The 25029-nt window shown below is 72.5% G+C and carries 20 protein-coding genes and 2 pseudogenes; 15 read left to right on the plus strand and 7 right to left on the minus strand.

What is annotated here, in order from left to right:
* Positions 1 to 3 precede the first annotated feature (3 nt).
* Positions 4 to 1020, minus strand: coding sequence for a phosphatase PAP2 family protein (locus ACWD0A_RS25055; protein WP_451301564.1), 1017 nt, complete (start codon positions 1018 to 1020; stop codon positions 4 to 6).
* Between the two features lie 435 nt (positions 1021 to 1455).
* Here ACWD0A_RS25055 and ACWD0A_RS25060 point away from each other — a divergent pair, with 435 nt between their 5' ends.
* Both ACWD0A_RS25060 and ACWD0A_RS25065 read left to right on the plus strand, forming a co-directional pair.
* A complete protein-coding gene (locus ACWD0A_RS25060) occupies positions 1456 to 3114 on the plus strand; it encodes an MFS transporter (protein WP_451301566.1) in 1659 nt (552 codons plus the stop codon).
* Positions 3115 to 3315: 201 nt separating this feature from the next.
* Entirely contained in the window at positions 3316 to 4506 is a 1191-nt protein-coding gene (locus tag ACWD0A_RS25065) for an acyl-CoA dehydrogenase family protein (protein WP_451301568.1), read from the plus strand.
* A gap of 89 nt (positions 4507 to 4595) precedes the next feature.
* Here the strand turns inward: ACWD0A_RS25065 and ACWD0A_RS25070 are convergent, their stop codons facing one another.
* Complete coding sequence (locus ACWD0A_RS25070) at positions 4596 to 5030, minus strand: cell division protein SepF (protein WP_451301570.1); 435 nt, start codon at positions 5028 to 5030, stop codon at positions 4596 to 4598.
* Positions 5031 to 5320: 290 nt separating this feature from the next.
* On the opposite strand from ACWD0A_RS25070, the gene ACWD0A_RS25075 reads away from it, so the two are divergent.
* Positions 5321 to 6529 carry a DUF5685 family protein gene (locus tag ACWD0A_RS25075; protein ID WP_451301572.1) on the plus strand — a complete coding sequence of 403 codons (1209 nt, stop codon included), beginning with the start codon at positions 5321 to 5323 and terminating at the stop codon, positions 6527 to 6529.
* 89 nt (positions 6530 to 6618) lie between these two features.
* Here ACWD0A_RS25075 and ACWD0A_RS25080 read toward each other — a convergent pair.
* A pseudogene (locus ACWD0A_RS25080) lies at positions 6619 to 6726 on the minus strand (ABC transporter substrate-binding protein); the annotation flags it as partial.
* Here ACWD0A_RS25080 and ACWD0A_RS25085 point away from each other — a divergent pair.
* The 6 genes and pseudogenes from ACWD0A_RS25085 to ACWD0A_RS25110 all read left to right on the plus strand — a co-directional run.
* A pseudogene (locus ACWD0A_RS25085) lies at positions 6689 to 7174 on the plus strand (DUF1684 domain-containing protein); the annotation flags it as partial. The pseudogenes ACWD0A_RS25080 and ACWD0A_RS25085 sit on opposite strands and share 38 nt — an antisense overlap.
* A 285-nt stretch (positions 7175 to 7459) precedes the next feature.
* The gene (locus ACWD0A_RS25090; protein WP_451301574.1) at positions 7460 to 8368 is read left to right on the plus strand and encodes a S1 family peptidase; all 909 of its coding nucleotides are present in this window, start codon (positions 7460 to 7462) and stop codon (positions 8366 to 8368) included.
* Positions 8369 to 8663: 295 nt separating this feature from the next.
* Positions 8664 to 9749 (plus strand): S1 family peptidase, encoded by a 1086-nt coding sequence (locus ACWD0A_RS25095; protein WP_451301576.1) that lies wholly within the window; start codon positions 8664 to 8666, stop codon positions 9747 to 9749.
* Between the two features lie 693 nt (positions 9750 to 10442).
* Complete coding sequence (locus ACWD0A_RS25100; RefSeq protein ID WP_451301578.1) at positions 10443 to 13883, plus strand: DNA polymerase III subunit alpha; 3441 nt, start codon at positions 10443 to 10445, stop codon at positions 13881 to 13883.
* Positions 13880 to 14860 carry a DNA polymerase Y family protein gene (locus tag ACWD0A_RS25105; RefSeq protein WP_451301580.1) on the plus strand — a complete coding sequence of 327 codons (981 nt, stop codon included), beginning with the start codon at positions 13880 to 13882 and terminating at the stop codon, positions 14858 to 14860. Before ACWD0A_RS25100 ends, ACWD0A_RS25105 begins: the two co-directional genes overlap by 4 nt.
* A gap of 190 nt (positions 14861 to 15050) precedes the next feature.
* Positions 15051 to 15920, plus strand: coding sequence for an esterase/lipase family protein (locus tag ACWD0A_RS25110; RefSeq protein ID WP_451301582.1), 870 nt, complete (start codon positions 15051 to 15053; stop codon positions 15918 to 15920).
* Positions 15921 to 15982: 62 nt separating this feature from the next.
* Here ACWD0A_RS25110 and ACWD0A_RS25115 read toward each other — a convergent pair whose 3' ends face one another.
* Positions 15983 to 16993, minus strand: a complete 1011-nt coding sequence (locus tag ACWD0A_RS25115; RefSeq protein ID WP_451301584.1) for a lytic polysaccharide monooxygenase — start codon at positions 16991 to 16993, stop codon at positions 15983 to 15985.
* Between the two features lie 295 nt (positions 16994 to 17288).
* On the opposite strand from ACWD0A_RS25115, the gene ACWD0A_RS25120 reads away from it, so the two are divergent.
* Positions 17289 to 17657 carry a VOC family protein gene (locus ACWD0A_RS25120; protein WP_451301586.1) on the plus strand — a complete coding sequence of 123 codons (369 nt, stop codon included), beginning with the start codon at positions 17289 to 17291 and terminating at the stop codon, positions 17655 to 17657.
* An 11-nt stretch (positions 17658 to 17668) separates the two neighbouring features.
* Here the strand turns inward: ACWD0A_RS25120 and ACWD0A_RS25125 are convergent, their stop codons facing one another.
* Positions 17669 to 18355 carry a response regulator gene (locus tag ACWD0A_RS25125; RefSeq protein WP_451301588.1) on the minus strand — a complete coding sequence of 229 codons (687 nt, stop codon included), beginning with the start codon at positions 18353 to 18355 and terminating at the stop codon, positions 17669 to 17671.
* 130 nt (positions 18356 to 18485) lie between these two features.
* On the opposite strand from ACWD0A_RS25125, the gene ACWD0A_RS25130 reads away from it, so the two are divergent.
* The 4 genes from ACWD0A_RS25130 to ACWD0A_RS25145 all read left to right on the plus strand — a co-directional run bounded on the left by ACWD0A_RS25130 (position 18486) and on the right by ACWD0A_RS25145 (position 23022).
* Complete coding sequence (locus ACWD0A_RS25130; RefSeq protein WP_451301590.1) at positions 18486 to 19469, plus strand: Bug family tripartite tricarboxylate transporter substrate binding protein; 984 nt, start codon at positions 18486 to 18488, stop codon at positions 19467 to 19469.
* A complete protein-coding gene (locus tag ACWD0A_RS25135; protein WP_451301592.1) occupies positions 19466 to 20002 on the plus strand; it encodes a tripartite tricarboxylate transporter TctB family protein in 537 nt (178 codons plus the stop codon). The genes ACWD0A_RS25130 and ACWD0A_RS25135 overlap by 4 nt, the downstream gene beginning before the upstream one ends.
* On the plus strand, positions 20002 to 21498 hold the full coding sequence (locus tag ACWD0A_RS25140; protein ID WP_451301594.1) for a tripartite tricarboxylate transporter permease: 1497 nt from the start codon (positions 20002 to 20004) through the stop codon (positions 21496 to 21498). Before ACWD0A_RS25135 ends, ACWD0A_RS25140 begins: the two co-directional genes overlap by 1 nt.
* A 210-nt stretch (positions 21499 to 21708) precedes the next feature.
* Complete coding sequence (locus tag ACWD0A_RS25145; protein ID WP_451301596.1) at positions 21709 to 23022, plus strand: methyltransferase domain-containing protein; 1314 nt, start codon at positions 21709 to 21711, stop codon at positions 23020 to 23022.
* On the opposite strand, the gene ACWD0A_RS25150 is transcribed toward ACWD0A_RS25145, so the two are convergent.
* On the minus strand, positions 23003 to 23485 hold the full coding sequence (locus tag ACWD0A_RS25150; RefSeq protein WP_451301598.1) for a DUF402 domain-containing protein: 483 nt from the start codon (positions 23483 to 23485) through the stop codon (positions 23003 to 23005). The genes ACWD0A_RS25145 and ACWD0A_RS25150 overlap by 20 nt on opposite strands.
* The gene (locus tag ACWD0A_RS25155; RefSeq protein WP_451301600.1) at positions 23466 to 24395 is read right to left on the minus strand and encodes a GNAT family N-acetyltransferase; all 930 of its coding nucleotides are present in this window, start codon (positions 24393 to 24395) and stop codon (positions 23466 to 23468) included. The genes ACWD0A_RS25150 and ACWD0A_RS25155 overlap by 20 nt, the downstream gene beginning before the upstream one ends.
* A 70-nt stretch (positions 24396 to 24465) precedes the next feature.
* On the opposite strand from ACWD0A_RS25155, the gene ACWD0A_RS25160 reads away from it, so the two are divergent.
* Positions 24466 to 24846, plus strand: coding sequence for a GntR family transcriptional regulator (locus ACWD0A_RS25160; RefSeq protein WP_307716241.1), 381 nt, complete (start codon positions 24466 to 24468; stop codon positions 24844 to 24846).
* Positions 24847 to 25029 lie beyond the last annotated feature (183 nt).

Below are 25029 nucleotides of genomic sequence, written 5' to 3' on the forward strand. Positions count from 1 at the left end.
CGCTCAGCCGCCCGTGACGGACCGCGAGTGCGGGCGTCTGCTGCCCGACGGGGTAACCGGTGAGCGCTCGGAGCGCACCGTGTGCGGGCGCTGCGGATGCGTCGCCGTCGGATGCGCCGTGGCCGGGTGTGCCGTCGTCCTCGTGCCGGCCGGTGAACCGGGCCGGCTCCCGCCGACGAGGGCCACCGGCTCCCGTGACGGATCGTCCGCCGCAGGCGTGGGCACCCGGAGCGGGAACACCGTCTGCCGCGGGCCGCCCGCCGCGACGGGCCGGGAGGGCGACAGCGTCCGGCGCGAGCGCCACTGGTCCCGCAGGCCCAGGATGAACCTCTCGGCGCGGACGATGACCGGCTCGCACCAGGGCAGCCCCAGCAGGATCAGCAGTCCCGCGGCCCAGCCGAGCAGGACGTCGCTCAGCCAGTGCGTACCGAGGTAGACGGTGGTCAGACCCACGCCGAGGGAGACCACGGCCGACAGGGCCGACAGGTACCGGCGAGCTCTGGGCGTGGTGGCGAGATAGGCCAGGATGCCCCAGGTCACCACGGCATTGGCGGTATGCCCGGAAGGAAATATATCGCCGCCGGCGAAGAGCTCGGCGGAGCCGATCTGCGTCGCGTAGTGGGGGCCGAGCCGGCCGAGTCCGATCTTGACCGCGCCCACGGTGACGTTCAGCAGCAGCAGGGCCGCGCCGAGCGCCAGCAGGGGCCGGAGGGTGTGCTGACGCCAGGAGCGCCAGCCCAGCCAGGCCGCGACCATGACGGCCGTCGGGCCGCGCTGGCCGAGTACGACGAAGTAGTCGAGAAACGCGTGCTGTTCGGGCCACTGCTCGTAGGGACGGAAGAGCATGAGCTTCCAGTCCAGGGCGACGAGCCACGTCGACGCCAGTACGGCGACCACGATGGCCACGTAGAACGCGGACGTCCCGCCGAAGAGCGCGAGACGTGTGCGGCTCATCCGCGGGATCTCAATCTTCGGCGGTTCCGGCTCCCGGTCCAGCCGGGCAAAGATGTCGGTACGCACCCAATCGACGTTACAGGGAGTGAGTGGCCGGATAGGCCGATCCACTCCTTTCGTGATGCCTATGTGATGTGGAGTTTGTCTCAGATCCCGTTCAATTCACGGCTCGCCAGGAAAGACCGGTGACCTTGTTCCCTATTTATCGGACGGTCCTCCCGGAGGCATTCACAGCGCACGCCGAAAATGGTTCACCGGGTCAGTGCGTGGAATTTCCGTGCCGTTCAGGACGGCTCCGTGTCCGCCCCGGGCGCCGGAGGGAGTGGCGTACGCCACACCCGGCCCTGAGCGGAGGTGAGAGATCGGCCACGCGCACCGCGCGCGAACTCGCGTACGCTGGCGCCACTCGCCCGTCGATGCCGGGCCGCCCTGCGGGACCAGCCACCAGCACCGTCCCCCGGCCGGTCCACCGAGCGCGAGGCTTCACTGGGAGGTTCGTACATGTCCGTGACGACCACGGCCGGGGCACGCCTGCGCGCTGCCGGCGGCGGTGCCAACCGCTGGGTCGTCCTGATAGTCCTCTGCGTCAGCCTGCTGCTGGTCGCCCTGGACGCGACCGTCCTGCACGTCGCCGTCCCCGCGGTCACCGAGGACCTGCGTCCGAGCGGCGTCGAGCTGTTGTGGATCGTGGACGCCTATCCCCTCGTCTGCGCCTCACTGCTGATCATGTTCGGCACGCTGGGCGACCGGGTCGGACGCAGACGGCTGCTGCTCATCGGCTACGGCCTCTTCGGCCTGGCCTCCGCCGTCGCCGCCTTCGCACCCAGCCCCGAGGTGCTGATCGGCGCCCGCGCGCTGCTGGGTGTCGGCGGCGCGATGATCATGCCGGCGACGCTCTCGATCCTGCGGGCCGTCTTCCCCGACCGGCGCGAGCGGGCCACGGCCATCGGCATCTGGACCGCGGTCGCCGCCGTGGGCGCCGCCACCGGACCGGTGCTCGGCGGCTTCCTCGTCGAGAACTTCTGGTGGGGCTCGGTCTTCCTCGTCAACATTCCGCTGATGGCCCTGATCCTTCCCGTCGGCCGCTGGCTCCTGCCCGAGTCCCGCGGCGGGCACGACGGTCCCTGGGACGTGCTCGGCGCGCTGATGGCCGCGGCCGGTGTGCTGGGAATGGTCCTCGGGGTCAAGCGGCTGGGCGCCGGCGAGGGACTGCTCGACATCGGGACCGTGGGGCCGCTGCTCGTCGGCGCAGTCCTGCTCGTGGTCTTCGTGCGGCGCCAGAGGCGGCGCGAGCACCCGCTCATCGACATGCGCATGTTCGCCCGGCCCGCCTTCTCGACCTCCGTCGGCTGCATCGTCCTCGCGATGCTGGCGCTCGTCGGCCTGGAGCTGATAGCGGTCCAGTACCTCCAGCTGGTCCTCGGGCTCAGCCCCCTGGAGACCGGGCTGCGCCTGCTGCCGCTGACCTTCGCGGCGATGGCCGCGGGCGCCACGGGCTCGTACACCCTGCGCCGCGTCGGGCCGCGCCGGATGGTCGGCTGGGGCTTCGTCCTCACGGCCGCCGCCGTGCTGCTGCTCGTCCTGATGGGGCAGCACGACCGGCCGCTGCTGCTCACCGGGGGCTTCGTCCTGCTCGGCTTCGGCCTGCAGACCACGCTCTTCGCCGCGTACGAGTCGATGCTCAGCGAGGCGCCGCCGGAGCAGGCCGGGGGAGCGGCCGCCATCGGCGAGACCTCCTACCAGCTCGGCGCCGGTATGGGCATCGCGCTGCTCGGCAGCGTGATGAACGCGGCGTACGGACCGTCCGTGGCCTCCCTCGCCGGGGTGCCCGCGTCCGCGAGCTCCGCCGCCGCGCACTCGCTCGGCGAGGCCTACCAGGAGGCCGAGCGCATCGGCGGCCCCGTCGGTGACCTGCTGCGCACCACCGCGCGGCACTCCTTCGTGAACGGTCTGCACGTCACGCTCCTGGTGAGCGCGGGTCTCCTGCTCATCGGCGCGTTCGCCGCACTGCGGCTGCCGCGGGTGATGGAGTGCGCGGCGGAGGGGCGCCGCGAAGCGGACGTCCCGGCGGCCCGCCGCCCGGAGGTGCCCGCCGCGCGCCGCACGACCGCCCCCGCAGAGCCCGTCCCGGTCGGCCGCAGGCCCGAGAGCCCGGCCTGACCCGGCCCCTTCCCGAGTGCGTCGGTGCTGCGGATCTCGTCGGCTTCGGACAGGGGCACGCGGTGGGGGCCGGTGGCTCTGGACGCGCGGGAGACTGGGCCGTAACGTCGCTCCCGTCGTAACTAGCGTTGCTAGTTTTCGAGAGTCCGTCACCAGTGTTCCGCAGCGCCGAGCTGCGGGAGAGCCGCCGGAGGCCACCTCATGTCCGCACCCTCGAAGCTTCCGCCCTTCGACCCGGCCGACCCGCTCGGCATCGACGATCTGCTCGACGCCGAGGACCTCGCCGTCCGCGACACCGTCCGCTCCTGGGCGGCCGACCGCGTTCTGCCGCACATCGCCGACTGGTACGAGCGCGGCGAGCTCCCCGGTATCCGCGAACTGGCCCGGGAGCTCGGCTCCATCGGCGCGCTCGGCATGTCCCTCGACGGATACGGGTGCGCGGGCGCGACGGCCGTCCAGTACGGACTGGCCTGCCTGGAGCTGGAGGCCGCCGACTCCGGCATCCGCTCCCTCGTGTCCGTCCAGGGGTCCCTGGCCATGTACGCGATCCACCGCTACGGCTCCGAGGAGCAGAAGCAGCGCTGGCTGCCGGGCATGGCCGTGGGCGAGACCATCGGCTGTTTCGGCCTGACCGAGCCCGACCACGGCTCCGACCCGGCCGGTATGCGCACGTACGCCAAGCGCGACGGCTCCGACTGGGTGCTCACCGGCCGCAAGATGTGGATCACCAACGGCTCCGTCGCCGGCGTCGCGGTCGTGTGGGCACAGACCGACGAGGGCATCCGCGGCTTCGCCGTGCCCACCGACAGCCCCGGCTTCTCCGCGCCCGAGATCAAGCACAAGTGGTCGCTGCGCGCGAGCGTGACCAGCGAACTCGTCATGGACGACGTGCGCCTGCCCGCCGACGCGGTGCTGCCGGAGGTCACCGGCCTGCGCGGACCGCTCAGCTGCCTGAGCCACGCCCGCTACGGGATCGTGTGGGGTGCGATGGGCGCCGCGCGCTCCAGCTTCGAGGCGGCGGTGGAGTACGCGAAGACGCGCGAACAGTTCGGCCGGCCGATCGGCGGCTTCCAGCTCACCCAGGCGAAGCTCGCCGACATGGCCGTCGAGCTGCACAAGGGCATCCTGCTCGCCCACCACCTGGGCAGGCGGATGGACGCCGGGAAGCTCCGGCCGGAGCAGGTCAGTTTCGGAAAGCTCAACAACGTGCGCGAGGCGATCGAGATCTGCCGCACCTCACGCACCATCCTCGGCGCGAACGGGATCTCCCTGGAGTATCCGGTCATGCGGCACGCGACCAACCTCGAGTCGGTGCTCACCTACGAGGGCACCGTCGAAATGCATCAGCTCGTGCTGGGCAAGGCGCTCACCGGCCTCGACGCCTTCCGGTAGACCGGACACCGGAGACGGCCGACAGGCGAGTCCCCCAGCCGCCGCTGGGTGGGTGCCCCTGGACGAAGTCCGGGGGAGTGCCCCCACGCTCAGCTCTGGTTGAAGAAACCGTCCTGCGAACGACCCGAGGGATCCCCGCTGACGATCTGCGTGTCGGCGGGGGTCAGCAGGAAGACCCGCGTCGCCACGCGCTCGATCGAGCCGCGCAGGCCGAAGGCGAGGCCCGCGGCGAAGTCCACGACACGCTTGGCGTCGGCGGACTCCATCGCCGTGAGGTTCACGATGACGGGAACGCCGTCGCGGAAGAGCTCACCGATGCCCCGGGCGTCCCGGAAGCCGTCCGGGGAGACCGTGGCGATCCGACGGCCCTCCTGCTGGGCGGATTCGGAGGCCACGCGCACCCGCGGGTCGGTGACCCATGCGTCACCCGTCTCCGCGCCCTCGGTGTACTCGTCGTCGTAGTAACGCCCGTCGTTGTCCTCGACGAGTCCCAGCCAGGCGCTCGCCTTGCGTACCGAACCCATGGACGCCTCCTTCCGCTGCTGCAGTGGTCTCACTGCGGTCTCTGTCGTTTCCGCACCCCTATGGTCGTCCATCATGCGGATCGCGCGCCAAGTCGATAGCCGCCGCGCAGAGGTTTCGTGACGGTACTGGTGCAGAAGATGTGGCGATTCGTCAAGGTTCCTGCTGCACAGGGGCCATGAGGGGATCAAAATATAAAAGTCGGACCAGACGGGTGACGTTGGGGACGTTCGGGTGAACGGCCCGTCGGTACGATGCCCCCGATCTGTCGAACGACTCCCGGGGGACCGTCTTGTTCGGAATAGTCAGGCCATGCTCGCACCGGCTCGGTGACGCGCTGAGGACCGAGTGGATGGCGCACCTGTGCGGGCTGTGCCTGGCGCTTCGCGCCGACCACGGCCAGTTCGCCCGCATCGTGACGAACTACGACGGCCTGATCGTCTCGGTCCTGACGGAGGCTCAGACCGAACGCACCCCCGCACAGCGCCGCACCGCCGGGCCCTGCCCGCTGCGCGCCATGCGCACCGCGCCCGTCGCCCGGGGCGAGGGCGCGAGGCTCGCCGCGGCCGTCTCCCTCGTGCTCGCCTCGGCGAAGGTCCGCGACCACGTCGCCGACAGGGACGGCGTGTTGGCCCGCAGGCCGGTGGCCGCTGCGGCACGGCGCGTCGCCGCGGGCTGGGACAGGGCGGGCGCACGCTCGGGCGCCGCACTCGGCTTCGACACGGCCGTCCTCGTCGACGCCGTCGACCGGCAGACCGGGATCGAGGCGCTGGCCGGCCCGGGCACCTCGCTGCTCACCGTCACCGAGCCGACCGAGACGGCGACTGCGGCGGCGTTCGCGCACACCGCGGTGCTCGCGGGCCGGCCGCAGAACAAGGAGCCGCTCGCCGAGGCCGGCCGGCTCTTCGGACGGCTCGCGCATCTGCTGGACGCCGTGGAGGACAAGGAGGCTGACGACGCGTCGGGCGCCTGGAACCCGCTGACGGCCACGGGTACCTCGCACGCCGAGGCCCGCCGCCTCGCCGACGACGCCGTGCACGGCATCCGGCTCGCCCTGCGCGACGCCGACTTCGTCGACGACAAGCTCGTGCATGTGCTGCTCGCGCACGAACTGCGCAACTCCGTCGACCGGTCCTTCGGCACCACGACCTGCTCGCACCAGCCCGGTCCGTACGCGCCGGGCACCGGCAGTCCGTACGGGCCCGGCAATCCGTACGCCCCCGGTCCCGGCGGTCCGGGCGGCCCCGGCGGACCGCTGCCGCCCGAGCCGCCGCGGCGCGACCGCCGGGGGCTCATAGCCGGCTGCCTGGTGTGGGCCGGCCTGGCCTGCACCTGCCAGATGTGCTGCGGCACCTTCGAGGACCCGTGGAGCCGGGAGCGGCGCGAGGGGCTGTGCAATCAGTGCGACTGCAGCAACTGCGGTGACTGCTGCAGCTGCTGTGACTGCTGCAGCAACTGCGGAGACAGCTGCTGCTGCGACGGGTGCGGATGCGACTGCTGAACGCACCCGTCGGCCGGCCGGTAGTCGGAAGCCGGCCGACGCATGCCCGGCGGGCGGGGGCCGGAGGCTCCGCCCCCGCCCGGAGCGGGTCACCTGATCTCGGGCGGCGAGATCCGCGACCGCTCGATCGCCGACTCGGCCGTGCCCCACTTCTCCAGGATCCGGTCGTACGTGCCGTCCTTCTTCAGCTGGCGCACCTGGCACGAGCAGCGCGTCGCCCTGGTCTCCGGGCCGTACGGTCCGCTGTCCCTCACGGGCACCCTCCCCCTGCCTTCGGCGGAGGCGCCCCCCAGGCTCTCCGACCACCCGGAGGGTCGAATTCCGGCCGTGCCGGGGACATGGCCGGAGGACGGGGACGAGGTGGCGCTCACCGCCACCGCCGAGGACGCCCTCACCGTCGACGGACAGCCGTTCACCGGCAGCGTCCGGCTCGCCGCCGACCACGCGCCCATCCCCGGGTCCCGGGTGGCGCACGACCGGCGTCTGGTCGTCATGCGCCGCGAAGGGCTATGAGCCGTACGGGACTTCGACCCGGACGCGCCCGCCCGCACGGCGTTCCGGGGCATCGAGGCCACCGCGTACGACCCGCGCTGGGTGCTGCCCGGGCGCTGCCGTCCGTACGAGGAGCACACCGGCGTCCGGGTGAACGGAACCTCGTGGGCGGGTGACCCGTCCTAGGGGGCGACCCGAGCACAGCCGAGCAGGACCAGCCCCGGCGGCAGACCGCCGCCGGGGCCGGCCGCCGTGCATGTGCACGGCGGCCGAAAGCCGCCCTTGTGCCGTTGGTTGACGCCGCGAATACTCCCGAGCAGCGCTTGTCAGGAGCACGGCATGTTCGGCTTTCGAACGGGCCCGCCGCGCTTCATGGCTGCGCCTCACCGGGCCCCGACCCCACGAAAGGGCCCCCTTTCCCCTCGGGAGGAACGACAAGTGAGGATCAAGCGCACCATCCCCCGCACCGCCACCGGCAGACGCACCCGCCTGCTCGCCGTGTCGACCGGCCTGATCGCGGCCGCAGCACTGGCCGTACCCACCGCCACCGCCAGCGCCGACCAGGCGCAGACCTACAGCGCGAGCCAGCTCTCCGCCGCGAGTGACGCCGTACTCGAAGCGGACGTGGCCGGCACCGCCTGGCACGTCGACAAGGCGACGAACACCCTTGTCGTCACGGCCGACAGCACGGTCTCCCAGGCCGAGATCGCCCGGATCAAGCGCGAGGTCGGAAACAACGCCGGCGCCCTGCGCATCGAACGCACCCCGGGCACCTTCTCCAAGCTCATCTCGGGCGGCGACGCCATCTACGCCTCCAGCTGGCGCTGCTCCCTCGGCTTCAACGTCCGCAGCGGCAGCGGCACCTACTACCTCCTGACCGCCGGTCACTGCACCGACGGCGCGGGCACCTGGTACACCAACTCCTCGCGGACGACCACCATCGGCCCGACGGCCGGATCCAGCTTCCCCGGCAACGACTACGGCATCGTCCGCTACTCCAACACCTCGCTGTCCCACCCGGGCACCGTCGGCAGCGTCGACATCACCAGCGCGGCCAACGCCACGGTCGGGATGTCCGTCACCCGTCGCGGCTCCACCACGGGCACCCACAGCGGCAGCGTGACCGGGCTCAACGCCACCGTCAACTACGGCGGCGGAGACATCGTCTACGGCATGATCCGCACCAACGTCTGCGCCGAACCGGGCGACAGCGGCGGACCGCTCTACTCCGGCAGCCGGGCCATCGGCCTGACCTCCGGCGGCAGCGGCAACTGCACCACCGGCGGCACGACGTTCTTCCAGCCGGTCACCGAGGCGCTCAGCGCCTATGGAGTCAGCGTCTACTGACTCGGGTGATCCTGCCCAGGGGCAGACGCCTGAGCCCCCGCTCGCAGTTCGCGGCGGGGGCTCGTCCCGCTGCCCGGCCGCCTGCGGTCATGTCAACACGCGGGCGGCGCCGCGTCCAGGATGCGGCGGGGTACCGCCGCCCCTGTGAAGGGGCTGTGAAATCACGCTAGTTGTCGTGTGCCCGTCCAAGGGTCTGCCTTGTGTGCGAGTGCGACGCCTCGGAATAGTGGGCGCCCCATCCTCCGTGTCCGGGCACCCCACTTGTCCGGGCGCGGCCCCCACAGGAGGTCATGTCGTGAAGCACCGGCGTATACCCAGGAGAAAAGCGGCAGTTGCGGGCGGCGCGGTCGTCGCCCTGGTCGCCGCGGCCGTCACGTTCCAGAGTGCGAACGCCAGTGACAGTACCGAGCAGCACGCCCTCAAGTCCCTGACAGCGCCGGCGGCGGGGACGCTCGCCCTCTCCCTGACGGAGGACCTCGGTGCCGACGGTGCCGGGGCCTACTACGACGCCGAGGCCAAGGCCCTCGTGGTGAACGTGGTCTCCGAGGACGCCGCGCAGACCGTGCGCGAGGCGGGCGGAAAGGCCCGGATCGTCGAGAACACGCTCGCCGAACTGACGGGCGCCCGGCAGACGCTGGCCGACAAGGCGCGCATCCCGGGCACCTCCTGGGCGACCGACCCGGTCACGAACAAGCTGGTGGTCACGGCGGACCGTACGGTCGAGGGCGCGGAGCTGACCAAGCTGCAGGAGGTCGTCGAGGGCCTTGGCGCGAGGGCCGAACTCAAGCGGACGGCAGGCGAGTTCAAGCCGTTCGTCGCCGGTGGCGACGCGATCCACTCGGGCGGCGGACGCTGCTCCCTCGGCTTCAACGTCGTCAAGGACGGCGAGCCGCACTTCATCACCGCCGGCCACTGCGGCCAGTCCGGCAGCGAGTGGTCGGACGCGGCGGGCGGCGCGGCCATCGGCACGATGGTCGACTCGCAGTTCCCGGGCAACGACTTCGCGCTGGTGAAGTACAACGGGGACACCGCGCACCCGAGCGAGGTCAACCTCTACAACGGCAGCGCACAGGCCATCGCCAAGGCGGGTGACGCGACCGTCGGCATGCAGGTGCAGCGCAGCGGCTCCACGACGCAGGTCCACGACGGTGAGGTCACCGCACTCGATGCGACCGTGAACTACGGCAACGGCGACATCGTCGAGGGTCTCATCCAGACCACGGTCTGCGCCGAGCCGGGCGACAGCGGCGGTTCGCTCTTCGCGGGCGACACGGCGATCGGTCTGACGTCGGGCGGCAGCGGTGACTGCTCGTCGGGCGGCGAGACGTTCTTCCAGCCGCTGACGGAGGCGCTGTCGACGTTCGGCGCGGAGATCGGCTGACCCGGTGTGACCAGGGGCCCGGGGGCGCTGCCCCCGGGCCCCTTGCGCGTGAGCCCACGCCGGCTTCTCTCTTGTCGGGGCTCTGCCCCGGGCCCCGCGCCTCAAGCGCCGGCGGGGCTGGAGGTGCCCGTCGACGGGGGCCGCCTGTGTGGTGGCCCCCCGGGCCGTTCTGCCCCGGGCCCCGCGTCGCTCTTGTCGGGGCTCTGCCCCCGGGCCCCGCGCCTCAAGCGCCGGCGGGGCTGGAAGTGCCCGTCGACGGGGGCCGCCCGTGCGCCTCCGCCCCGAGCCCGCGTTTCATCGCGCGGCGGGGCTGGGAGCGTCGCCCCTCGGCGGGGCCGCACCGACCGTGGGGCCGGCAAGTCGGCTGGCCCGCGGGAAGCGCGGTGCCGGGCCGCGCCGTCCGGGCGCAGGGGCCGTGGGGTCCGGGGCGGAGCCCCGGGTTCGGGAAGGGTGCGGGGTGGGGTGGGGGAGAGCTCCCGTACCCCGTCGGACCCGCCGCGCCGTTCTCCCGTAAGTGGCCCGACGCCCGGCGGGACCCGGTGTTCCCGCAGGTGGGGCCGGGTCGAACGGCTGAGGGACGGCCCGGGGCGGACACGGTCGACACGTGTCGTACGACTGTCGTACGGGTGTTCGAAATTTGGTCTATGGTGGAAAGGACAGGGGAGGTGAGACGGGCTGATCCAGGAGGTGCGGATGCCGGGCTTCACGCATCTGCACACCGTTTCCGGGTTCTCCGTGCGATACGGGGCCTCCCACCCGGAGCGGCTTGCCGAGTGCGCTGCCGAGCGGGGCATGGACGCCCTCGCGCTGACGGATCGCGACACCCTCGCGGGGACGGTCCGTTTCGCCGAGGCGTGCTCCGGCGCGGGCGTACGGCCGCTGTTCGGTGCGGACCTCGCGGTGGGGGAGCGCGAACACCGGGAGGGGCCCGCCGAACGCCGCCGCACACCGGTCCGCGGAGGCGCGTTCATCGACGAATCCGCGCCCCGGACCGTCTTCCTCGCCCGCTCCCGCCAGGGCTGGGCCGACCTGTGCCGGATGATCACCGCCGCCCATGCGGCCGACCGGGAGAGCCCGCTGCTGCCGTGGCAGGACAACCACGGCGACGGACTGACCGTGCTCCTCGGCCCCTCGTCCGAGGTCGGACGCGCGCTCGCCGCCGGCCGCCCCGACCGCGCCGCCGGGCTGCTCGGCCCCTGGCGCGAGCGGTACGGCGACCGGCTGTGCCTCGAGGTCGTCCACCACGGCCGCACCGGCACCGGCCCCGGCTCGCTGCGGCACGCCGCCCGTACCCTCGGCCTCGCCGCCGACCAGGGCGTACGGGCCGTCCTGACCAACGCCGTCCGGTACGCGGACCCCGGCCAGGGCCCGGTCGCCGACGTCCTCGACTCGGCCCGCCGGCTCGTGCCCGTGGACCCGCGCACAGAACTCGACAGCGGCGAACGCTGGCTCAAGGACCCGGCCGCCATGGCCCGTGCCGCCGAGCGGGTCGCCGAGGCGGCCGGCTTCCGGCGTGACACCGCGTACCGGCTGCTCGCCATGACCGAGGAGACGGCCGCGGCCTGCCTGGTCGACCCCGAGGACGACCTGGGGATCGGCAGCGTGCACTTCCCGGAGCCCCGCCTCGTCGGCGCGGAGCACCGCACCGCGCAGCGGGTGCTCGCCTCCCGTGCCGCGGCCGGCATGGTGCTGCGCGGCTACGAGGGCCGGCGCGCCTACTGGGAGCGGATGCACCACGAGCTGGACATCATCGCCCACCACGGATTCGCCTCCTACTTCCTGACCGTCGCCCAGGTGGTCGACGACGTGAAGCGGATGGGCGTCCGGGTCGCCGCTCGCGGCTCCGGAGCCGGGGCCCTCGTCAACCACCTCATCGGCATCGCGCACGCCGACCCGGTCGAGCACGGGCTGCTGATGGAGCGCTTCCTGTCCAAGCGCCGGCGGGTGCTGCCGGACATCGACATCGACGTCGAGTCCGCCCGCCGCCTCGACGTCTACCGCGCGATCATCGGCCGCTTCGGCGAGGAGCGGGTCGCGACCGTCTCCATGCCCGAGACCTACCGGGTGCGCCATGCCGTACGGGACGTGGGCGCGGCCCTGTCGATGGACCCGGCCGAGATCGACCGGATCGCCAAGTCCTTCCCGCACATCCGCGCCCGCGACGCGCGCGCCGCGCTCGACGAGCTGCCCGAACTCCAGCCGGTCGCGAAGGAGCTGAAGCAGCGCGGACGGCTGTGGGAACTGGTCGAGGCGTTGGACGCGCTGCCGCGCGGTGTCGCCATGCACCCGTGCGGTGTGCTGCTCTCCGACTCCTCGCTGCTCGCCCGTACCCCCGTGGTGCCCACGAGCGGCGAGGGCTTCCCCATGTCGCAGTTCGACAAGGACGACGTGGAGAGGCTCGGGCTGCTCAAGCTCGACGTCCTCGGCGTGCGGATGCAGTCGGCGATGGCGCACGCGGTCGCCGAGGTGCGCCGGGTCTCCGGGGAGGAGGTCGATCTCGACTCCCTGCCGCCCGGGGACCCGGACACCTACCGGCTCATCAGGTCCACCGAGACGCTGGGCTGCTTCCAGATCGAGTCCCCGGGCCAGCGCGACCTGGTCGGACGGCTGCAGCCGGAGAACTTCCACGACCTGGTCGTGGACATCTCGCTGTTCCGTCCGGGGCCGGTCGCGGCCGACATGGTCCGGCCGTTCATCGAGGCCCGGCACGGCCGCGCGCCCGTCCGCTACCCGCATCCCGATCTGGAGGGGCCGCTGAAGGAGACGTACGGGGTGGTCGTCTTCCACGAGCAGATCATCGAGATCGTGAACATCATGACCGGCTGCGGCCGGGACGAGGCCGACCGGGTGCGGCGCGGGCTCTCCGATCCCGAGTCGCAGGGCAGGATCAAGGCCTGGTTCGCGCAGCGCGCCGGGGCCAGGGGGTACGGGCCCGAAGTGGTCGCCCGCACCTGGGAGATCGTCGAGGCGTTCGGCTCGTACGGCTTCTGCAAGGCGCACGCCGTCGCCTTCGCGGTGCCCACGTACCAGTCGGCCTGGCTCAAGGCGCACCACCCGGCGGCCTTCTTCGCCGGGCTGCTCACGCACGACCCCGGGATGTACCCGAAGCGGCTGCTGCTGGCGGACGCGCGGCGGCGCGGGGTGCCCGTGCTGCCGTTGGACGTCAACCGGTCGGGCGCCGCCCATCGAATCGAACTGGTGTCTGATGGTGAGGGTGGTACGGCGTCCGGGAGGTGGGGCCTGCGGCTCGCCCTCGCGGACGTCCACGGCATCAGCGAGGCCGAGAAGGCCCGCATCGAGTCCGGGCAGCCCTACTCCTCGCTCCTGGACTTCTGGCAGCGCGCCCGCCCCGGCCGGCCCGTCGCCGAACGGCTCGCCCAGGTCGGCGCCCTCGACGCCTTCGGCGCCAACCGCCGCGACCTGCTGCTGCACCTCGCCGAACTCCACCGCGGCGGACGCGGAACGGCGTCGTACGGCAGCCAGCTCCCGCTCGCCCAGGGGCGGGAGACCGCTTACGTCGGCCTGCCCGATCTCGGTGACGCGGAACGCCTCAGCGCCGAGCTGGGCGTCCTCGGCATGGACGCCTCCCGCCACCTGATGGAGGATCACCACGCCTTCCTGGCCGAGCTGGGGGTGCTCTCCGCGCAGCGGCTGCGCGGCGCACGGCACGGCCAGACGGTGCTTGTCGCGGGCGCCAAGGCGGCCACCCAGACGCCGCCGATCCGGTCCGGCAAGCGGGTCATCTTCACCACGCTCGACGACGGCACCGGCCTGGTCGACCTCGCCTTCTTCGACGACAGCCACGCCGCCTGCGCCCACACCGTCTTCCACTCCTGGCTGCTGCTGGTACGCGGAGTGGTGCAGCGGCGCGGACCGCGCAGCCTCAGCGTGGTGGGCGCGGCGGCCTGGAACCTGGCCGAACTGGCGGAGCTGCGCCGCACCGGCGGCCTCGACGCGGTCGCGGCCCGGCTGGCGGCCCCGGCCGCGCACCCGGACGGCGACGCCTCGGGCGGCCGCCGGATCCAGCTGCCGACGGGCTACGAGATGAACCCGTGGGCCGACCTGCGGCCGGCCGGTGACACGGCCGCCACCGGACGGAAGCTGTGGCACCAGAGCCCGGGGAGCGCCGGATGATCCTCCACGTGCGTTTCCTGCTGCCCCCGGCGTCCGAAGAGTCCGGGGGCGAGGCGATGCTGACCGCCCTGCTCGGGGTGGCGGGGACCATCAGCCCTGTCGTCCAGGCGCTGCCGCCCGACGCCGCGCTCGTCGACGTCCGGGGCGCGGAACGGTACTTCGGGCGGGACACGGCCGAGCTCGCCTCGCTGCTGCGGGTTCGGGCGCTGGCGCACTGCGGGGTGGACTGCGTCATCGGAGCCGGCCCCGGCCCGATGCTCGCCCGGATGGCGGCGCGGGAGGCCGTGCCCGGTACGACCCTGGTGGTGGCGGAGGACGAGACCGCCGCCTTCCTGGCGGACAAGCCGGTCGCCGCGCTCGACGGCGTGGGGCGCGCGACGGCCCGCACCCTGTGCGCCTACGGCCTCGACTCCGCCGGACGCGTCGCCGACGCGCCGCTCGCCGTGATCCAGCGGATCCTGGGCGCGCGGGCGGGCCGTGAGGTGTGGGAGCGGGCGCGCGGCATCGACCGTACGGCGGTCGTCCCGGGCGCCCTCTCCTCCTCGGTCGTCGCCGAACGGAGCTTCCCCTTCGACGAGTTGGAACAGGCGCAGCACCGCAGGGCGCTGCTCTCGCTCGCCGAGGAGCTCGGCACGCGGATGCGCGGCGAGCACGAGGTGTGCCGTTCCCTGACCCTCACCGTGCGCTACGCCGACCGGTCCACGACCGTCCGCACCCGCACCCTGCGCGAGCCGACCGCTCACTCCGCGGCACTCACCGGCGCCGCGTACGCCCTGCACGCGTCGCTCGGACTGCAGCGGGCCAGGGTGCGCGGGCTGTCGCTGCGAGCCGAGGGCCTGATGCCGGCCGAACGCGCCGCCCGGCAGCTGTCGTTCGACCCGGCCGACGAACGGGCGCGCCGGATCGAGGCCGTGGCGGACCGGGCCCGCGCCAGGTTCGGTCCGAGGGCGGTCGTGCCGGGGTCGCTGGCCGCGTAGGTCACCGGGCCGCACAGGCGACGGGCGGCGGTGATCGGCGGCTACGGACGTAGGGCCGACCGCTATTGACGAAGAGTCAGTCTTTACCGACGCGTCACTTCCCCGTGCGGTTACCCGTCCGTAAGTTGTTGTGTGCACGGCAAGCACATTCAGCCATCGCAACTCCCGTGAGCCGCAAGGAGACCGATCGATGCTGCCTTGGAAACGTGCGCTCCGACCACTGTCAGCCTTCCTGCTGGCCGTCGCCGTCGCTCTCGTCCCCACTGCCACCGCAACCGCCGACACCACCGCCACTGCCCCCACCAGTGGCTGGAACGACGACACCTGCAAGCCCTCCGCCGCCCATCCCCGCCCCGTCGTCCTCGTCCACGGAACCCTCGGCAACTCCGTCGACAACTGGCTCGCCCTCGCCCCGTACCTGGTGAAGCGCGGCTACTGCGTCTTCTCCCTCGACTACGGGCAGCTCCCCGGCGTGCCCTTCTTCCACGGCCTCGGTCCTGTCGACAAGTCGGCAGAGCAACTCGACGCCTACGTCGACCGGGTCCTCGCCACCACCGGCGCGCCCGAGGCCGACATCGTCGGCCACTCCCAGGGCGGCATGATGCCGCGCTACTACCTCAAGTACCTGGGCGGCGCGGACAGGGTGAACGCCCTCGTCGGCATCGCGCCGAGCAACCACGGCACCACCCTGGGCGGGCTCACCAAGCTCCTGCCGTACTTCCCGGGCGCCGCCGACCTCCTGAGCGAGCGCACCCCCGCACTCGCCGACCAGGTCGCCGGATCCGCATTCCTCACCAAGCTCAACGCGGGCGGCGACACCGTCCCCGGCGTGCGCTACACGGTCATCGCCACCCGCTACGACCAGGTCGTCACGCCCTACGGGTCGCAGTACCTCAGCGGGCCGAACGTCCGCAACGTCCTGCTCCAGGACCTGTGTCCCGTCGACCTGTCCGAGCACGTCGCGATCGGCGTGTTCGACCTGATCGCCTACCACGAGGTGGCGAACGCCCTCGACCCCGCGCACGCCAAGCCCACCACCTGCGCCTCCGTCTTCGGCTGACCCACGGACGAGGCGGCCGTCCGCTCACGGGAGCGGACGGCCGCCTCGGGCCTCGGGAAGTGTCAGCGGCTGTGGCGTCCGCCCGACACCGCGGGCCGACGGCGGCCCAGCCCGAACAGTGCCGTGGCGCCGACGGCGAGAGCGGCGGCGCCACCGATCGCGATGTACGTGGTGCTGCTGTCGCCGCCCGTCTCGGCGAGGTTCTCGCCCGAGGGTTGCGGGGCGGCGGACGGCGCACCGGCGCCCTTCGCCTCGGGGGCGTTGCCGGCGGGCTCGGACGACGGTGCCGCGTCGGGCTTCTCGGCGGGAGCGGCCGCACCCACCGCCTGCGTGTGGTCGTCACCGCCGTGACCGCCGTGGTCCACCGTCGACTTGTCCGCGCCCTGTGCGATCTCCTGGTCCGAGGGCGCGGAGGCGGCCGGCGCCGGAACGCCGCCGCTGTCCTTGCCGAACACCACGTCGGAGCACGTGTAGAACGCCTCCGGGGAGTCCGAGCGCTGCCAGATCGAGTAGACCAGGTGCCGTCCCGACCGGTTGGGCACGACGCCGTCGAAGACGTACGCGCCGTTCTCCAGCTTCGGGTTCGTGACCTTCGCGAACGGCTTCTCCTCCAGGTCGGACCACTTCAGAGGCTTCGTCGGGTCGTAGCCGTCCTTCGTCAGGTACAACTCGAAGGTGCCCTTGTGCGGAGCGGTCGCCTGGTACCGGAAGGTGTGGTTCCCCGAGGCGAGCGGCGAGGAGGGCCAGTCGGCGCGGGGCAGGTCGAGCCCCTTGTACTTGTCACGGCCCGCGCTGCACAGCTCGCCGTCCGGGATCAGCTGCCGGTGGTTGCCCGCGGCGTTGGCGATGTTGACCTCGTTCCAGTCGTAGAACGCCTGCGTGCCGCTCGCCGCGACCGCCGCCTTGCAGGCCTGCGACACCGGACTCTCCGGCCCCTCGGCGAAACAGGCGGACACCCGGCTGACCGGATCCGTCATCGACCCGTGGGCGGCCGCCGGAGCGGCGGCCAGGCCGGCCAGCGCGACCGGGGCGAGACCGAGTGCGGCGACCGTGGCGGCCCTGCGAGCGGTCATGGTGACGTTCTCCTTCGAATGGCGGCGGAGGCGTGAGGGGCGGGGCCCGGCTCGAACCGGCGGTGCGGCCCCCCGTAGGACTACGGCGCCGACTGCTCGAACCGGCCCCGGCGATCAGCAAGCTAGCCCCTGATCACCGCGAAATCGCCTGCTGGGAGCGGGGAATGGCGATCCTTATGCTCCGCTTAAGGCGACGCTAAGAAGGGGCTCAGAAAGCCGACCGCTCGCGTGCGGCACCCGGACCCGGGCCGTACCGTGGGACGGGCACTGTCCGTCACGATGCCGGGAGCGAGCGATGGCCGGGGAGATCTCCTTCTTCGAACTGGGCGTGGGCGACTCGGAGCGGGCCCGGACCTTCTACGGCGGCCTGTTCGGCTGGAGCTTCGAGGCCGGTACGACGGAGGGCGGTGGGTACGCCATCCGCACGGCCGGCGTACCCGGCGGCGTGCACGGCCAGGACCCGGGCGCGAGCCCGTACGTGTTCTTCCGGGTCGACGACATGCGGGCGGCGGTCGCCCGGGTCAGGGGACTCGGCGGGACGGTGGAGGACGCCGACCCGAGCGGCGACGAGGAGTCCGTCGCGCGCTTCGGCCGCTTCCAGCTGTGCCAGGACGACCAGGGCTCCCCCTTCGGACTCCACCAGCCACCGGCGGAGTCCGGCTGAACAACCGCGGATCAGCCCACGCGGCGGTAGCGGCGTTCCGGGCGCCCCGTGCCTCCGTAACGCAGCGTCACCTCGGCGCGGCCCGTCTCCGCGAAGTACTCCAGGTAGCGGCGGGCGCTCACGCGGGACAGCGAGCCGGCCTCGGCGCACTCCGAGGCCGACAGGTCGCCCGGGTGGTCGCGCAGGATGCGTTCGACCAGCTCCGCCGTGTGCGGGGCGAGCCCCTTCGGCAGCTCGCGCGACCCCGGCGGGCGGGTGCCGAAGATCTGGTCCACATCCTCCTGGCGCGCCTCGTCCAGCCGCTCCAGCCGAGAACGCAGCGACGCCACGTGCCGCAGCTGTTCCTGGAGCGCCGCCTGGTTGAACGGCTTGATCAGGTAGTGCAGCGCCCCCGCCCGCAGCGCGGACCGCACCACCGCCGCATCCCGTGCGGCCGTGATGAACAGTGCGTCCGCGCTCACCCGGTCCGGGTCGCCCGCCTCGGCCGCCCGCAGTTCCCGCAGCACACGGATCCCGTCCATGTCGGGCAGATACACGTCGAGCAGCACGAGATCGGGCCGCAGCCGCTCCGCGGCGCGCAACGCCTCCGCACCGCTGTGGGCCACGCCGACGACCGTGAACCCCTTCGTCGCGGACACATAGCGGCTGTGCAGCTTGGCGACCATGAAGTCGTCGTCCACCACCAGCACCTTGGTCACGCCGCCACGCTAAGCCGCGACCACAAGGACCACAACGTCCGTTGATTCCGGAAGAGAGACAGCTTCTTAACGCGCAGGCAACATGTGGGCCACCTCACAGCTCCTACTCACCGCTCATGAGAGGCCTCCCGTGCGATTGCGCACCTCCATCGCCCTGCTCGGGGCCGCGCTCCTGGTGTTCGCCGTGCCGCCGCTGCTCTCCACGGACGGCGGCACCGACACCGGCACGCAGATCCCCGGCCTGCGTTTCATGGTCCCCAACACCCCCGGCGGCGGCTACGACATCACCGCCCGCACCGCCGCCAAGAACGCCGAGGACGCCGGGCTCACCCACGGCATCGAGGTCTTCAACCTCCCCGGAGCCGGCGGCACCGTCGGGCTCACCCGCCTCGTCGGCGAGCACGGCAACGGCAAGCTCGCCATGTCCATGGGGCTCGGCGTCGTCGGCGCCGTGCACACCAACAAGGCGCCCAAGACCCTCGCCGACACCACACCGATCGCCCGGCTCACCGAGGAGCAGGACATCGTCGTGGTCTCCAAGGACTCCCCGTACAGGACGATCGGCCAGCTGGTCGACGCATGGAAGAAGAACCCGGGCAAGCTCGCCGTCGGCGGCGGCTCCTCGCCCGGCGGCCCCGACCACCTCGCGCCCATGCTGATGGCCCGGGCCGCCGGCATCGAGCCCAAGTCCGTCAACTACGTCCCCTTCGACGGCGGCGGCGAACTGCTCGCCTCGATCCTCGGCAACAAGGTCGCCTTCGGCGTCTCCGGCGTCGGCGAGTACCTCGACCAGATCAAGTCCGGAGAGCTGCGGCTGCTGGCCGTCACCGGCCCGATGCGCGTCCCCGGACTCGACGCCCCCACCCTGCGCGAGGCCGGCCTCGACACCGACTTCACCAACTGGCGCGGCATCGTCGCACCGCCCGGACTGAGCGACGCGGAGCGCGACAAGCTCATACGGCTCGTCACCGAGATGCACAAGTCGAGGCAGTGGCAGGAGTCCCTGAAGAAGAACGGCTGGGACGACGCCTTCCTCACCGGCGATCTCTTCGGCGACTTCCTCAAGGAGCAGGACGACGAGGTCGACTCGGTGCTGAAGGAGCTGGGACTGTGAGCGCCGAAGCCCCTGACACCACCCGTACTGCCGACGTCCGCGGCTCCTGGCTGCGCGAGCACTCCGAACTCGGCGTGAGCCTGCTGCTCCTCGTCATCGGCGTCCTCGTCCTCACCGACGCACTGACCATGAACGTCGACATCGCCCAGCGCGGACCCGTGGGACCCAGGACCGTCCCCATCGTCGTCGGCTGCGGCCTGCTGGTCGTCGCCGTCCTCCTCGCGGTCGACGTCCTGCGCGGCGGCCGCGGCGAGGCCGAAGGCGGCGAGGACATCGACCTGAGCGAGCCGAGCGACTGGCGCACGGTCCTGCTCCTCGGCGGCGTCTTCCTCGCCTTCGCCGCGCTCATCGGCCCGCTCGGCTTCCCCGTCGCCGGAGCGCTGCTCTTCTGGGGCTCCGCCTTCGCGCTCGGCAGCAGGCACCACGACCGTGATCCGCTCATCGCCGCGGTCCTGTCCGTGGTCACCTACTTCGTGTTCAACAACCTGCTCGGCGTCCCGCTGCCCGGCGGCCCGCTGATGGGAGTGCTCTGATGGATTCCCTGAACTCCCTTCTCGACGGCTTCGGCACCGCGCTGACGCCCGTCAACCTGCTCTGGGCCGTGATCGGCGTGCTGCTCGGCACCGCGATCGGCGTCCTGCCCGGCATAGGCCCGGCGATGGCGGTGGCGCTGCTGCTGCCGGTGACGTACGGACTGGAGCCGACCGGCGCGTTCATCATGTTCGCCGGCATCTACTACGGCGCGATGTTCGGCGGTTCGACCACCTCCATCCTGCTCAACACCCCGGGCGAGAGCGCGGCCGTCGTCGCCGCGCTGGAGGGCAATCCGATGGCGAAGGCCGGGCGGGGCGCCCAGGCGCTCGCCGCCGCCGCCGTCGGCCACTTCACGGGCGGCATGATCGGCACGATCCTGCTCGTCGCGCTCGCCCCCACGGTCGCCGGCCTCGCCGTCGACATCGGCGCGCCCGACTACTTCGCCATCATGGTGCTGGCCTTCATCGCCGTCACCTCGGTGCTCGGCTCCTCCCGCATCCGCGGACTGGCCTCCCTGCTGATCGGCCTCACCATCGGCCTCGTCGGCCTGGACCAGATGACCGGCCAGCAGCGCCTCACGTTGGGCTCGCTCCAGCTCGCGGACGGTATCGACGTCGTCATCGTCGCCGTCGGTCTCTTCGCGATCGGCGAGGCCCTGTGGGTCGCCGCCCACCTGCGCCGCACGGCGGGCGAGCCCATTCCCGTCGGCCGCCCGTGGCTGGCCGGTTCCGACGTGAAGCGCACCTGGAAGGCATGGCTGCGCGGGCCGGTCATCGGCTTCCCGTTCGGCGCGATCCCGGCCGGCGGTGCGGAGATCCCCACCTTCCTGTCCTACGTGACCGAGAAGCGGCTGTCCCGGCACAAGGACGAGTTCGGCCGCGGCGCCATCGAGGGCGTCGCCGGACCCGAGTCGGCGGCCTCCGCGTCGGCCGCGGGCACGCTCGTGTCGATGCTGACGCTCGGTCTGCCGACCACCGCCGTCGCCGCCGTGATGCTGGCCGCCTTCCAGCAGTACGGCATCCAGCCCGGACCGCTGCTCTTCGAGCGCGAACCCGACCTGGTGTGGGGCCTGATCGCCTCCCTCTTCGTCGGCATGGTGCTGCTGCTCGCGCTCAACCTGCCGCTCGCGCCGGTCTGGGCGAAGCTGCTGCGCATCCCGCGCCCGTACCTCTACGCGGGCATCCTGTTCTTCGCCGCGGTCGGCGCGTACGCCGTCGGCGGTGAGGCACTCGACCTGGTGATCCTGCTGGTCATCGGCCTCATCGGGTTCGGCATGCGGCGCTACGGACTGCCCGTGCTGCCCGCGGTGATCGGCGTCATCCTGGGCCCGGCCGCCGAACAGCAGCTGCGCCGCGCCCTGCAGATCAGCGACGGCAGCGTCACGGGCCTGGTCAACACTCCCTTCTCCGTGACCGTGTACGCGGTGATCGCGATCCTGCTGGCGTGGCCGCTGCTGAAGAAGGTGATCGTCCGCCGCCGCACTGTGTCGGCATGACACCGGACACCCTCCCCCTACGCCCCTGCGGGCGTGGGGGGACCCCCTCGCGCTGACCGACGACGTTCCGCGGGTGAAGGCCGTGACCGACGCGGCCACGGTGGTCGGCCTCGTGGTCCTGCGGACCGAGGCCGACCACCTCCGTCTCGACAACATCGCCGTCCATCCGGATGTCCAGGCCCCGGCCTCGGCCGCCGCCTGCCGGCCTTCGTGGAATCGCGCGCACGGGAACTCGGCCTGCCCGCGGTGCGGCTGCTGACCAACGCGACGATGTGGGAGAACCAGAAGCTGTACGAGCGCTACGGCTACGAACTGGTGGAGCGCCGGGTCGACGGGCAGTACGACCGCTTCCACTACCGCAAGCCGCTGACCCGAACAGGAGCCCGTCAGGGGCCGGTTGTCAGTGGCGGCTGCGACGATCGGACCATGACGACGATCGACTGGAACGCCATGGCGGGCACCTTCGACCAGGAGCCCGACCACGGCCTCGCGGACCCCGTGGTCCGGCGTGCCTGGGCGGAGCGGCTCCGGCAGTGGCTGCCGCCGCACCCGTCCGACGTGCTCGACCTCGGCTGCGGCACGGGCAGTCTGTCCCTCCTCGCCGCCGAGCAGGGTCACCGGGTGACCGGCGTCGACCTCTCGCCCGGCATGGTCGCCCGGGCACGGGCCAAGCTCGCCGGCACGGGCGCCGAGATCGTCGAGGGCACCGCGGACCGGCCCCCGGTCGGCGAGCGCCGGTTCGACGTCGTCCTCGCCCGGCACGTCGTGTGGCTTCTGCCCGATCCCGAGGCCGTCCTGCGCCACTGGGCCTCGCTCCTGCGCCCGGGAGGCCGGCTCGTCCTCGTCGAAGGCGTCTGGGGCGGCGACGGACTGCCGGCCGAGCGGCTGACCGAGGCCCTCGCACCGCTGGCCGAGCGGATCCACCACGAAGCCCTGTCGCAGGACCCGGCCCTGTGGGGCAGGGCCGTCGACGACGAGCGCTACGCGCTGGTGGCGTGCACGGCAGCGCTCCGCCGGCACACCGAGGTGATCGATGTGCACCTGGTGCTGCGCCGCGGGGACGAGGTGCTGCTCGCCCGCCGCGCGAACACGGGCTACGCCGACGGCCTGTGGAACGGACCGTCGGGCCACGTGGAGGACGGCGAGGACGTGCGTGCCGCGATGGTGCGCGAGGCGGCCGAGGAGATCGGCGTCGAGCTGGCGCCCGGTGATCTGCGGGCCGCCCTGGTCATGCAGCACCGCGGCCCGGGGGGTCAGCCGCGCACCGGCTGGTTCTTCGAGGCGGACCACGAGACGGCCGGTGAGCCGTACAACCGCGAGCCGGACAAGTGCTCCGAGATCGCCTGGCACCGGCTGGACGCCCTGCCCGGCGACATGGTCGCCTACTGCCGGGCAGGGCTGGAGGCCTACCGGGCCAGGGAGAGGTTCGTCGTCCACTGGCACGAGGACGGCGACTCCGTCGCGTACGACGCGGACGGGCCGGACCGGGCGGTGGTGCTTCCGGTCAGCCGAGGAGGTCGCTGAAGGAGCCGCCGCGGGCGAGGAGTTCGAGTTCGTCGAGAGCGCGCACGGCCTCCTCCGCCGCCTGCGGGTCCCGGTCGGCGAGGCCGCTCTCGGCGAACTCGTCCTCGTCGAGACGCAGGACCGTCCGCCCGTCCGCAGACACCCACAGATCCAGGTCCAGGTCCTCGACGACCACCTCGCCGCCGCCGGCCACGGCGGGCCGGGTGATGTCGCAGTACCAGCCCTTGAGCACACCCGCGCCCGTGCGGACCTCCTTCACCGAGTACCACCGGTCGCGCCAGTAGTGCTCGGTGAACACATCCCCCGGCTCGAACCGCACGAAGCCGAAGTCACGGACCCCCGGGGCGGCCCACGGAGCCCGCACCACCAGATGCGTGCCGTCGTCGGAGAGCAGCTCCGCCGGGTAACGGATCTTCGTCGCCCCGGCCTTGACCAGGCGGACCTCAGCCGAGAGTGCGGACATGCCGGACCTCCGAGGCGCAGATCTCGTAGCCGAACCACCGGTTGACCGCCAGCATGGGGCCGTTGTCGGCGTCATTGCTCGTGAACGCGTCCGTGAAACCGGCCTCCCTGGCCCGGCGCAGCGAATCCGTCTTGGCGAGCTTCGCGAAGCCCTTGCCCCGGTGGGCACGCATCGTGCCCGTCATGCCGCTCAGATAGCGGGTCTCGCGGTCGGTCATGGCCGCGGTGAACGCGGCGATCTCGCCGTCCACGACGACCACCGTGGACAGGCCGCGGTCGAGCAGCGGGTTCTCCCACGTGTGGCGGATCCAGTCGTCGTAGTCGGTGAAGTCCGCACCGACGTCGCTCGGCTCGTCGGACGTCGCCTCGGCGTCCGCGCGGAACAGGGGGCGCGGGTCGTCCTCGTAGTCCGCGGCCGTCCGCAGCTCGACCCCGGCCGGCAGCGGCGGCAGGCCGGGCAGCGTCCCGGCCGCCAGGCCGAGGCGCAGGAAGTGCGCCGCGCGGCTGGGACGGAAGCCGCGCTTCTCGGCGAACGCCCGGCACGCGGGGGTGTCCTCGACCCAGGAGAACAGGGAGCGAGCGCCTTCGCCGGCGAGATGCTCCTCGGCCGTGCGCAGCAGCAGCCCTCCCGCGCCCTGCCCCCGGTGCTCGGGGTGGACGACCGGGTTCGCGTACGCGAGTCCGGGCTCGGCGGCGTCGTAGGCGATGCCGACGTGCGACATGCCGATGACGGCGCCGTCCCGCTCGGCCACCAGCAGGCGGTACTTCTTGGCCGGGTTGGCGGTGCGCACGCCGAAGAGGACCGACTCGGCGGTGGTCACGTCGAACGGAAGCACCACACGCCGGATCCGGGTCACGGCCTCGGCGTCCTCCGCGCTGTCGGCACGGAGATCTCGGACAATGACAGTCATGGGGCCGCACGCTACGTGCCGCCGTACCGCCGCGCCTCCCAATATCGGTGCGGTGGGGGACAATCGCGCCGTGACCTTGAACATCACCATCGATCCGGAAGGCGCCGACGCGCCGTACGAGCAGGTGCGCGCCCAGATCTCCGAGCGGGCCCGCTCGGGCGAGCTGCCGGTGGGCTACCGGCTGCCGACCGTCCGCGGCCTGGCCGAGGAACTGGGCCTCGCGGCCAACACCGTGGCCAAGGCGTACCGGGCACTCGAGAGCGACGGCGTGATCGAGACCCGCGGCCGCAACGGCACGTTCGTGGCGGCGGCGGGCGACGCGGCGGCCCGTCAGGCCGCGGCGGCGGCGGCGACGTTCGCGGCGGAGGTGCGCCGCCTCGGCCTCTCGCACGAGGCGGCGCTGGCCGCCGCCCGCGAGGGCCTGCGCGCGGCGTACGACCGGGTGGAGTGAGGTCCCCACCCCGCCCCTTCCCGAACCGGGGCTCCGCCCAGGACCCGTACGGCGCTTCGCGCGGTGTCCTCAAGCTCCCCCTACGGCCTGGCGGCCGTGGGTGGTGCCCCCAGACGGGCTGATTTCGCGCAGCGAAATCCAGCCTCGCCGGCGATTGAGGCGCGGGGTCGGGGGCGGAGCCCC

The organism is Streptomyces sp. NPDC002867 (genome assembly GCF_053591895.1).

Coding starts and splice junctions, on each gene's coding strand:
- ACWD0A_RS25060 (WP_451301566.1), top strand. CDS start 1,456: ATGTCCGTGACGACCACGGCCGGGGCACGCCTGCGCGCTGCCGGCGGC.
- ACWD0A_RS25065 (WP_451301568.1), top strand. CDS start 3,316: ATGTCCGCACCCTCGAAGCTTCCGCCCTTCGACCCGGCCGACCCGCTC.
- ACWD0A_RS25070 (WP_451301570.1), bottom strand. CDS start 5,030: ATGGGTTCGGTACGCAAGGCGAGCGCCTGGCTGGGACTCGTCGAGGAC.
- ACWD0A_RS25100 (WP_451301578.1), top strand. CDS start 10,443: ATGCCGGGCTTCACGCATCTGCACACCGTTTCCGGGTTCTCCGTGCGA.
- ACWD0A_RS25105 (WP_451301580.1), top strand. CDS start 13,880: ATGATCCTCCACGTGCGTTTCCTGCTGCCCCCGGCGTCCGAAGAGTCC.
- ACWD0A_RS25110 (WP_451301582.1), top strand. CDS start 15,051: ATGCTGCCTTGGAAACGTGCGCTCCGACCACTGTCAGCCTTCCTGCTG.
- ACWD0A_RS25115 (WP_451301584.1), bottom strand. CDS start 16,993: ATGACCGCTCGCAGGGCCGCCACGGTCGCCGCACTCGGTCTCGCCCCG.
- ACWD0A_RS25120 (WP_451301586.1), top strand. CDS start 17,289: ATGGCCGGGGAGATCTCCTTCTTCGAACTGGGCGTGGGCGACTCGGAG.
- ACWD0A_RS25140 (WP_451301594.1), top strand. CDS start 20,002: ATGGATTCCCTGAACTCCCTTCTCGACGGCTTCGGCACCGCGCTGACG.
- ACWD0A_RS25150 (WP_451301598.1), bottom strand. CDS start 23,485: ATGTCCGCACTCTCGGCTGAGGTCCGCCTGGTCAAGGCCGGGGCGACG.
- ACWD0A_RS25155 (WP_451301600.1), bottom strand. CDS start 24,395: ATGACTGTCATTGTCCGAGATCTCCGTGCCGACAGCGCGGAGGACGCC.